The sequence below is a fragment of the Kitasatospora sp. NPDC093558 genome (assembly GCF_040683475.1).
Lineage (GTDB): Bacteria > Actinomycetota > Actinomycetes > Streptomycetales > Streptomycetaceae > Kitasatospora.
Map to the genome: position 1 here is coordinate 1 of NZ_JBFBDY010000278.1, position 8,347 is coordinate 8,347.

At 74.0% G+C, this 8,347-nt stretch carries 11 protein-coding genes; 5 read left to right on the top strand and 6 right to left on the bottom strand.

Features of this window, described 5'->3' with window-relative positions; all coding sequences use genetic code 11:
* On the top strand, positions 1-691 hold a 691-nt coding region (locus AB0O00_RS23275; protein WP_363654719.1), incomplete at its 5' end, for a helix-turn-helix domain-containing protein.
* Here the strand turns inward: AB0O00_RS23275 and AB0O00_RS23280 are convergent.
* Positions 657-1,133, bottom strand: a complete 477-nt coding sequence (locus AB0O00_RS23280) for a MarR family transcriptional regulator (RefSeq protein ID WP_363654721.1) — start codon at positions 1,131-1,133, stop codon at positions 657-659. The genes AB0O00_RS23275 and AB0O00_RS23280 overlap by 35 nt on opposite strands.
* 97 nt (positions 1,134-1,230) lie before the next feature.
* Between AB0O00_RS23280 and AB0O00_RS23285 the strand changes: the two genes are divergently transcribed.
* Entirely contained in the window at positions 1,231-2,013 is a 783-nt protein-coding gene (locus tag AB0O00_RS23285) for a class III extradiol ring-cleavage dioxygenase (RefSeq protein WP_363654723.1), read from the top strand.
* Between the two features lie 32 nt (positions 2,014-2,045).
* Here AB0O00_RS23285 and AB0O00_RS23290 read toward each other — a convergent pair whose 3' ends face one another.
* The 4 genes from AB0O00_RS23290 to AB0O00_RS23305 all read right to left on the bottom strand — a co-directional run bounded on the left by AB0O00_RS23290 (position 2,046) and on the right by AB0O00_RS23305 (position 4,701).
* Positions 2,046-2,693: an NAD(P)H-binding protein gene (locus AB0O00_RS23290; protein WP_363654726.1), complete on the bottom strand. Its 648-nt coding sequence runs from the start codon at positions 2,691-2,693 to the stop codon at positions 2,046-2,048.
* A gap of 581 nt (positions 2,694-3,274) precedes the next feature.
* On the bottom strand, positions 3,275-3,661 hold the full coding sequence (locus tag AB0O00_RS23295) for a VOC family protein (protein ID WP_363654728.1): 387 nt from the start codon (positions 3,659-3,661) through the stop codon (positions 3,275-3,277).
* Between the two features lie 39 nt (positions 3,662-3,700).
* On the bottom strand, positions 3,701-4,243 hold the full coding sequence (locus AB0O00_RS23300) for a GNAT family N-acetyltransferase (RefSeq protein ID WP_363654730.1): 543 nt from the start codon (positions 4,241-4,243) through the stop codon (positions 3,701-3,703).
* Positions 4,240-4,701 carry a group II truncated hemoglobin gene (locus AB0O00_RS23305; RefSeq protein WP_363654732.1) on the bottom strand — a complete coding sequence of 154 codons (462 nt, stop codon included), beginning with the start codon at positions 4,699-4,701 and terminating at the stop codon, positions 4,240-4,242. The genes AB0O00_RS23300 and AB0O00_RS23305 overlap by 4 nt, the downstream gene beginning before the upstream one ends.
* A 163-nt stretch (positions 4,702-4,864) precedes the next feature.
* Between AB0O00_RS23305 and AB0O00_RS23310 the strand changes: the two genes are divergently transcribed.
* From AB0O00_RS23310 to AB0O00_RS23320, 3 genes are all read left to right on the top strand, one after another.
* On the top strand, positions 4,865-5,689 hold the full coding sequence (locus AB0O00_RS23310) for an SDR family oxidoreductase (RefSeq protein WP_363654734.1): 825 nt from the start codon (positions 4,865-4,867) through the stop codon (positions 5,687-5,689).
* Positions 5,690-5,752: 63 nt separating this feature from the next.
* A complete protein-coding gene (locus tag AB0O00_RS23315) occupies positions 5,753-6,199 on the top strand; it encodes a MerR family transcriptional regulator (RefSeq protein WP_363654740.1) in 447 nt (148 codons plus the stop codon).
* 51 nt (positions 6,200-6,250) lie between these two features.
* Complete coding sequence (locus AB0O00_RS23320; RefSeq protein WP_363654736.1) at positions 6,251-7,786, top strand: AMP-binding protein; 1,536 nt, start codon at positions 6,251-6,253, stop codon at positions 7,784-7,786.
* A 28-nt stretch (positions 7,787-7,814) separates the two neighbouring features.
* Here AB0O00_RS23320 and AB0O00_RS23325 read toward each other — a convergent pair.
* Positions 7,815-8,347 (bottom strand): LuxR C-terminal-related transcriptional regulator (locus tag AB0O00_RS23325; protein ID WP_363654738.1); only part of this gene is annotated, 533 nt, incomplete at its 5' end.

Sequence of the window (8,347 nt, forward strand, 5' to 3'; positions counted from 1 at the left end):
CCGGGACGGCCGGGCCGCCGCGCTGGTGGCCGCGCCGGCCGAGCGGGTCGCCGAGCGGCTGCGCCGGGCGCGGCTGGCCCTCCAGGCCCGGCTCACCGGGCGGCGCACCCTGCGGGTCGGGGTCGGCCCGGGCGCGCCGGCGAAGCCAGCCGCGCTGCGGGCGGCGCTCGTCCAGGCCCGGTACGTGCTGGAGGGCTCGGCCGGCCCGGTCGGCAGCGCGGTCGAGCTGGATTCGCTGGCCGGGCTGCTGCGCGGCATCCCGGCGGAGGTGACGGCCGCCTTCCACACCCGGCTGCTCGCGCCGCTCGCCGCCCACGACCGGGAGAACGGCGTCTCCCTGCTGGGCACGCTCGCGGTGTTCCTGGACCACGACGGCTCATGGGCGCGGACGGCGGAACAGCTCCACATCCACGTGAACACCGTCCACTACCGGATCCGCCGGATCGAGGAGCTGACCGGCCGCAACCTGGCCCGCCTGCACGACCGGCTCGACCTGCGGGCGGCGCTACTGTGCGCCCCGGATGCGGTGGCGGTCCCGGCGCAGGGATCGGGAGCGAGAGCGGTGGCGGGGTCGGGAGCGGCGGCAGGGCCGGGGACGCGAGCGGGGTCGGGGTCGGCCGTGGGCCCGGCTCCGGCGCGGGGTGGCGGTCCTGCGGTTACGGCACGTCGTACGGCCGCAGCCGGGCGCTGACCTCGCCCAACCCCTCTGCGAGGACGGCGAGTTGCTCGCGACTGAGGACGTCGATCAGCAGTTCGCGGACCAGGGCGACGTGGCCGGGCGCGGCCTGGCGGACCACCTCGCGCCCCTGGTCGGTGAGTTCGGCCATCACGCCGCGCACGTCGCTCGGGCAGGAGCGGCGGCCTACCAGGCCCATCCGCTCCAGCTGGGTGACCTGGTAGGTGAGGCCGCTCTTGGAGGTGACCAGCTTCTCCGCCAGCTCCGTCATCCGCAGCGAGTCGGCCGGGGCGGCGGAGAGGTGCACCAGGATCTCGTACTGGGTGTGCGAGAGGCCGGAGTCCTCCTTGAGCTGGCGCTCCAGGCGGCGGTTGAGCAGATTGCTCGCGACGACGAAACCCCGCCAGGCGGCCATCTCGTGCTCGTCGAGCCAGCGGGGCTCACGGGGTGCGGACATGGGGCCCAGCCTACTCCCGTTGTTCAAATTCGAACGAAGGTGTACCGTCCATCAGTAGAGGTTCAAATTTGAACTACACCGGATTGAGGAAGTCGCCATGAGCACCGCGGCCCCCGAGCGCATGCCCGCCCTGTACCTCTCGCACGGCGCGCCGCCGCTCGCCGACGACCCGATCTGGCCCGGCCAGCTCGCCGCCTGGTCGGCCGACCTGCCCCGCCCCAAGGCCGTCCTGATGGTCTCGGCGCACTGGGAGGAGGCCCCGCTCGCGCTCGGCGCCGTCCACACCGTGCCGCTGGTCTACGACTTCTGGGGCTTCCCCGAGCACTACTACCGGGTGCAGTACGCCGCCCCCGGCGCACCGGAGCTCGCCGAGCGCGTGCGCAAGCTGCTGCGCGCCCCCGGCACACCCGTCCAGGACATCCCGGACCGCGGACTCGACCACGGCGCCTACGTCCCGCTCGTCGAGATGTACCCCGAGGCCGACGTCCCCGTCCTCCAGGTCTCCCTGCCCACGCTCGACCCCCAGCGGCTGCTGGAGATCGGCCGCCGGCTCGCCCCGCTGCGCGACGAGGGCGTGCTGATCGTCGGCAGCGGCTTCTTCACCCACAACCTGCGGGCGCTCAGCAGCGACGGGCGGATCAGCTCGGTCATGGCCGAGTTCGACGACTGGGGCCGGCGCGCGCTCGCCGCGCACGACCTCGACGCGCTGCTCGACTTCGAGCACAAGGCCCCGGCTGGGAAGCTGGCGCACCCGCGCACCGAGCACTTCGCGCCGCTGTTCGTCACGCTCGGCGCCGGCGAGGCCGACCTCGACAGCCAGCGCAGCGTCATCGACGGCTTCTGGATGGGGCTCGCGAAGCGCTCGATCCAGCTCGGGTAGCGGCCCTGGGCCAGGGGCCGGCACCTGGGTCCTCAGAGCGCGCAGCAGGTGAAGCGCTCGCCGATGTGCTCGGGCTGCTCGATCTCGTCGACCAGGGCGACCGCGTAGTCCGGCACCGAGATCCGGCTGCGGCCGGCCGCGTCGGCGAGCAGCTGTTCCAGGCCCGTCCGGTAGTGGCCGGTCCGCTCCCCCGGGCCGATCTCGGCGGCCGGGCTGAGCACCGTCCAGCGGATGTCGGAGACGGTCCGGTAGTAGTCCAGGGCCTCGCCGTGCGCGTGCATGATCTGCAGGACCGGCGCCGGCAGCCCAGGGGCGTCCCAGACCCGCACGCCCGACGCGGTCTCCAGGCTGCCCGCCCCGCCGACCGCGATCAGCCGGGGCGCCGCCCCGCCGAGCGCGCGCAGGCCCTCGACCAGTGCCCGGGCGGCGGGCTCGATCAGGGCGGCGTGGCCGGGCCCGTCGCCGCCGCCCACCGCACTCACCAGGACGTCCCGTCCGGCCGCGACGCGGGCCACGTCCGCCGGGTCCAGCACGTCGCCGCGCTCGACGGCCGCCGCGTCGCCCCGGTACCGGCCCGGATCGCGCACCACCGCCAGGACGTCGTGCCCGCGCGCCGCCGCCTCCGCGACGACGGCGCTGCCGATGGTGCCGTTTGCGCCGATCACGGCGATTGTGGCCATGGGGTACCTGCCTGTCCGTTCGGTGGCGGTCTGCAGTGTTCTGACGTTTCGTCAGGCATCGGCGATTATCGGCCAACCGGCCGCCCGGGGGCGTCGCGACAACCCGGGCGGAGGCCGGAATTCCGTCGCGGACCCGCACCCGGCCGGGCGGTCGGTAAAGACTTCGGATGACACCAGGCCATTACGTCGACAACTGTCGAACTTCACCGACCGGTCGGCCGGTCGGCTCCCGGGCGCCGGGCCGGACGCAACCCCGCGCGGGAACTCCCCGCCGCCTTGCGGGCTTTCGGCCAACCCCATCGGGAGGCCTGGTCCGTACGGACAGGACGGCGCACGATCGGAAGTGACAGGAGCGACGTGACAACGCCCCTGTTACCCATGCGACTTGTGCGATTGAGGAGACTCGACATGCAGAAGAAGTGGGCACTTCGCGCGGCCACCCTCACCCGCGGTGCCGCTCGTGGATGAGCAACTGCAACAGCCAGATCCCCGGCTGACCACCGCCACTTCCCCTGCGGTGAACGGCTGACCGAGGGTGGTTCCGCGCCGAGCGCACGGCGCGGGACCACCCTCGACCCGCGTCAGGCGCCGCCGGTGGCGATGCGCTCGGTGTGGCTGCGCTCGACGCAGAACTCGTTGCCCTCGGGGTCGGACAGGACGGCCCAGCCGCGGCCGTCCGCCGTGCGGCGGTCGTCGAGGAGCTTCGCGCCCAGGGCAAGCAGGCGCTCGACCTCCTCCTCCCGGGAACGGTCCTGCGGCTGGAGGTCCAGGTGGACGCGGTTCTTCACCGCCTTGCCGTCCGGCACCCGGATGAACAGCAGCGGGGCCCCCGCGGACTCCACCAGCGCCTCCGCGTCCCCCGGGTTGTCGTCCTCGCTGACGGTGCCGTCCAGCACCTGTGCCCAGAAGGTCGCGAGGGCGTACGGATCCGCACAATCGATCGTCACGTGTCGTACCAGAGAAGCCATGCGCCCTACTCTGGACGGCTCCGGCCTGCGCCGTCCACCCTATTCCGCCCTGTTCCGGGAGTGCCGGTGGCCGTCGAGCGGGAACTCCGGCGGCAGGGCCGTCAGCAGCTCGCGGAACGCGTACCCGCTCTTCTCCGCCACCCGGCATGAGGCGGCGTTGTCCACCTGGTGCAGCAGGTCGATCCGGGCCAGGCCCTCGTCGGCGAACGCGGCGAACGCCCAGGCCGTCAGCGCCTCCACCGCGCGCGGCGCGACGCCCCGGCCGCGGGCGGCGGCGGCCGTCCAGTAGCCGACCTCGGCGGCCTCGCCGCCGCGGGCACCGCGCTTGAGCACCACGTTGGCGACCAGGTGCCCCGTCTTCGCGTCCAGGACGGCGAAGCTGTAGCGGGAGCCCTCCGACCAGCCACGGTGCTGGACGTCCAGCCAGCGCGCGGCCTGGCCGGCGTCGTCCACCGGGATGCGGGTGAAGCGGCGCAGCGTCTCGTCCCGGTAGATCTCGATCAGCGCGGGGGCGTCCGCGTCCTCGAACGGGCGCAGCAGCAGGCCGTCCGCCGCCGGGCGGGCGGTGAGGGCGACGGTCACTGCAGGCCTTCCCAGCCCCAGCGGGGCGTCGGGCCCGGATCGCCGAGGTCGGTGCCGGCCGGGGAGGCCGAGACGTCCTCGGCGATCCTCGTGCCCCAGTCGAAGTACTCCAGCACCCGGCGGCGCAGGAGTTCGTCGTCCGGCAGCTCCTTGGCGACCGCGGCGGCCATCAGCTCCATCCAGCGCAGGCGCTGCTCCTCGGTGATGGCGAGGCCGAGGTGTGCGCGCAGCAGCGACTGGTGGCCGCCGAGTTCCTCGGTGAAGCGGGCCGGGCCGCCGAAGATCTCCGCCAGCCAGACGGCGACGTGCTCGATGTGCGTGGTCGTGAAGTCGGCGAAGACGGGTGCGAGGAGGGGGTCGGCGAGGACGCCCTCGTAGAAGGTGTTGCTGAGTCTGCGCAGCGCTTCGATGCCGCCGACGGCCTCGTAGAGGCTGCCGGGCCGCTGGTCGTCGCTCATCGGTGCTCCCCGTGGTGGTGGTGGTGGTGACGGTGCGTCGGGACCTTCCTAGCAGGTCGGTACAGCTTCTCGGCGCTCTCCCGCATTCCCGCACTCCCGCTTTCGCGCATTCCCGCTTTCCAGCTTGACCTTGCCCTTGGCGTCAGGGTCCGAGGGTGGGCGCATGAACACCGAAGAGACGGCAAGCGTGGCAGCAGCGGAACGGCGCGTCGTCCTCGTCACCGGGGCCGGGACGGGGATCGGACGGGAGACGGCGCGCGCGTTCGCCGCCGGGGGCGCGCGGGTGGTGGCGGTCGGACGGCGGCCGGAGCCGCTCGCCGAGACCGCCGCGGCGCACCCGGGGCTGATCCGGCCGCTGACCGCCGACATCACCGGGCCGGGCGCGCCGGAGGCGATCGTCGCGCGGACGCTGGAGCGGTACGGGCGGCTGGACGTGCTGGTCAACAACGCCGGGATCGTCCGCGGCGGGCAGGGCTCCGGCGGCCACGGCAGTTCTGACGGCTCGGACGGCTCCGGCGGCCACGGCAGTTACGACCGTGCGGGGGTCGAGGCGCTGCTGGCCACCAACCTGGTGGCGCCGGTCCTGCTCGGGCAGGCCGCCGTGCCGGCGCTCGCCGCGAGCCGGGGCGTGGTGGTCAACGTCAGCACCGCCGTCGGGCAGCGCGGCTGGCCGTCCAACGCGGTGTACGCGGCGAGCAAGGCCGCGCTGGAGACGGTGACCCGCAGCTGGGCGGTCGAGCTGGCGCCGCGCGGCATCCGGGTCGTGGCGGTGGCGCCCGGCGCGATCGACACCCCGATCGGCGAGCACGCGGCGTTCGACCCCGAGCAGCGCGCCGCCGTCCGGCGGTGGCAGATCGCGCACACGCCGCTGGGCCGGATCGGCCGGCCGGAGGAGGTGGCCTGGGCGATCACGCAACTGGCCGCCCCGCAGGCCTCGTTCGTCACCGGCGTAGTGTTGTCGGTCGACGGGGGCGCGCTCGTGGGGTGACGCGCAGGGCCCGGGTGGCCGGTGGGGCCAGTGCGGACAGTGGGGACAGTGGGGGCGGTGCGGGTGCGGATCGGGGAACTGGCGGAGCTGGCCGGCACGACGGCCCGCGCGCTGCGCCACTACGAGCAGGCCGGGCTGCTCACCGCCGGGCGCGCCTCGAACGGCTACCGCGAGTACGGGGAAGCCGACGCCGTCCGGGTGCGCAACATCCGCGCCCTGGTCGGGGCCGGGCTCACCTTGGAGGACCTCCGGCCGCTGCTGAGCTGCCTGGACGGCGACGTCATGGCGCAGCCGCCGTCCGCGCGGGTGCTCGGGATCGCCCGCGAGCGGCTGGCTGTGCTGGAGCGGCGGATCGCCGCCCAGACGGAGGCCAGGGACCGGCTGCTCGCCGCGCTGGCGGCGACGACGACGACGGCGACGACGGACATGGCAGCCGACACGGGGGCAGCAGACACGGCGACGGCGGACATGGCAGCCGACACGGCGGCGGGCGGCCCCCCGGGCGGGTGACACCCCCGATCGGGGGTGTGCAGGGGGCGGCCCGGAGAGGACAGTGGGCGCATGCAGATTCCACTCTCCGTGATGGACTTCCTCGACCGGGCCGAGCTGGTCTACGGCGACCGGGTCGGGATCGTCGACGAGCCGGTGCAGCCGGCCGCTTCCTGGGACGGGCTGAGCTACCGCCGGATCGCCGAGCTGGCCCGGGCCCAGGCCGCCGGGCTGGACCGGCTCGGCGTCGGGCCGGGCGAGCGGGTCGCGATCGTGTCGCACAACTCGGCCCGGCTGCTCACCTCCTTCTTCGGCGTGAGCGGGTACGGCCGCGTGCTGGTGCCGGTGAACTTCCGGCTCAAGGCCGAGGAGGTGTCGTACATCGTCGAGCAGAGCGGCGCGTCCGTCCTGCTGGTCGACCCCGAACTCGCCGACGCGCTCCACGGGGTGGTGGCCAAGCACAAGTTCGTGATCGGCGCCGACAGCGACGCCGTCCTCTACGACTTCGACAACTCCCCCCGCCGGTACGCGATCTCCGAGAACGACACCGCCACCATCAACTACACCAGCGGAACCACCGCCCGCCCCAAGGGCGTTCAGCTCACCCACCGCAACGTCTGGCTCAACGCGACGACCATGGGCCTGCATTACGGCGCGAGCGACCGGGACGTCTACCTGCACACCCTGCCGATGTTCCACGCCAACGGCTGGGGACTGCCGTTCACGCTCACCGGCCTGGGCGCGCAGCACATCGTGCTGCGCAAGGTCGACGGTGCCGAGATCCTGCGCCGCGTCGAGCGGCACGGCGTGACCTTCCTGTGCGGCGCGCCCGCGGTCGTCCAGATGGTGCTGGACGCGGCGGCCGACTGGGACGGGCCGGTGCCCGGGCGCGACCGGGTGCGGATGATCGTGGCCGGCGCCCCGCCGCCGACCTCCGTCGTCCAGCGCGTCGAGGCCGAACTCGGCTGGGAATTCATGCAGTTGTACGGCCTGACCGAGACCTCCCCGGTGGTCACCGTCAACCGCGCCCGCGCCGAGTGGGACGCCCTGCCCGCCGCCGAGCGGGCGGAGAAGCTGGTGCAGGCCGGCGCCCCCTCGCTCGGCACCCAGCTGCGGGTCGACCCGTCCGGCGAGGTGCTCGTGCGCTCCAACACCGTCCTGGACGGCTACTGGCAGCAGCCCGAGGCGACGGGCGACGCGCTGCGGGACGAGTGGTTCCACACCGGGGACGGCGGCGTCCTCGCCGACGGCTACCTCACCATCTCGGACCGGAAGAAGGACGTCATCATCAGCGGCGGGGAGAACGTCTCCTCGATCGAGGTGGAGGACTGCCTCTACGCCCACCCGGCGGTGGCTGAGGCCGCGGTGATCGGGGTGCCGGACGACAAGTGGGGCGAGACGGTCAAGGCGCTCGTCGTCCTCCGGGAGGGGAACGGCGACGTCACCGCGGCGGAGCTGATCGCGCACTGCAAGCAGCGGCTGGCCGGCTACAAGTCGCCCACCTCGGTGGAGTTCCGGGACGAACTGCCGCGCACCGCCACCGGGAAGCTGCAGAAGTTCCGGCTGCGCGAACCGTACTGGCGCGGGCAGGGGCGGCAGGTCAACTGAGGCCGCGGCCCGGTCGGCGACAGGGGGTTCAGTCGACGAGTCCCGACTCCCTGGCCGCCACGGCGAGTTCGGTCCGGTTGCGAACGCCGAGCTTGTGCATGGCGGACTTCAGGTAGCCCGTCACGGTGTTGCAGGTCAGCCCCAGCCGGGCGGCGATCTCCGGGTTCGTCCGGCCGGTCGCCGCCCAGCGCAGCACCTCGTGCTCGCGCGGGGTGAGCGGCCGTCCGGGCCGGGTCCGTCCGCTCCCGGCGCGGCTCCAGGCGGCGGCCCCGGCGAGCGCCCGGGTCGCGGTTGCCGCCAGCTCGCCGACGGCCGCGATCCGGACGTCGCCGAACGGGACGACGGCGCGCAGCGAGGCGTACACCACGCCGTACACGGTGCCGTCGTGCAGCAGCGGCACGGTGAGCATCGCGTACAGGTCCTCGGCGCTGACGGCGGCGTCGTGGTGGTGCGAGATCGTGGTGGCGGCGCGGTAGTCGGGCACCCAGCTGGGCGCCCGCTCGGCCAGCGCGCGCCCGCCAAGGCCGGTGCCGGCCGGGACGGGACGGTCGTGCAGCAGGT

Bases quoted from the DNA above. Each gene is read 5' to 3' on its own strand.
- AB0O00_RS23280 (WP_363654721.1), bottom strand. From the start codon at position 1,133: ATGTCCGCACCCCGTGAGCCCCGCTGGCTCGACGAGCACGAGATGGCC.
- AB0O00_RS23320 (WP_363654736.1), top strand. From the start codon at position 6,251: ATGCAGATTCCACTCTCCGTGATGGACTTCCTCGACCGGGCCGAGCTG.
- AB0O00_RS23290 (WP_363654726.1), bottom strand. From the start codon at position 2,693: ATGGCCACAATCGCCGTGATCGGCGCAAACGGCACCATCGGCAGCGCC.
- AB0O00_RS23310 (WP_363654734.1), top strand. From the start codon at position 4,865: ATGAACACCGAAGAGACGGCAAGCGTGGCAGCAGCGGAACGGCGCGTC.
- AB0O00_RS23295 (WP_363654728.1), bottom strand. From the start codon at position 3,661: ATGGCTTCTCTGGTACGACACGTGACGATCGATTGTGCGGATCCGTAC.
- AB0O00_RS23285 (WP_363654723.1), top strand. From the start codon at position 1,231: ATGAGCACCGCGGCCCCCGAGCGCATGCCCGCCCTGTACCTCTCGCAC.
- AB0O00_RS23305 (WP_363654732.1), bottom strand. From the start codon at position 4,701: ATGAGCGACGACCAGCGGCCCGGCAGCCTCTACGAGGCCGTCGGCGGC.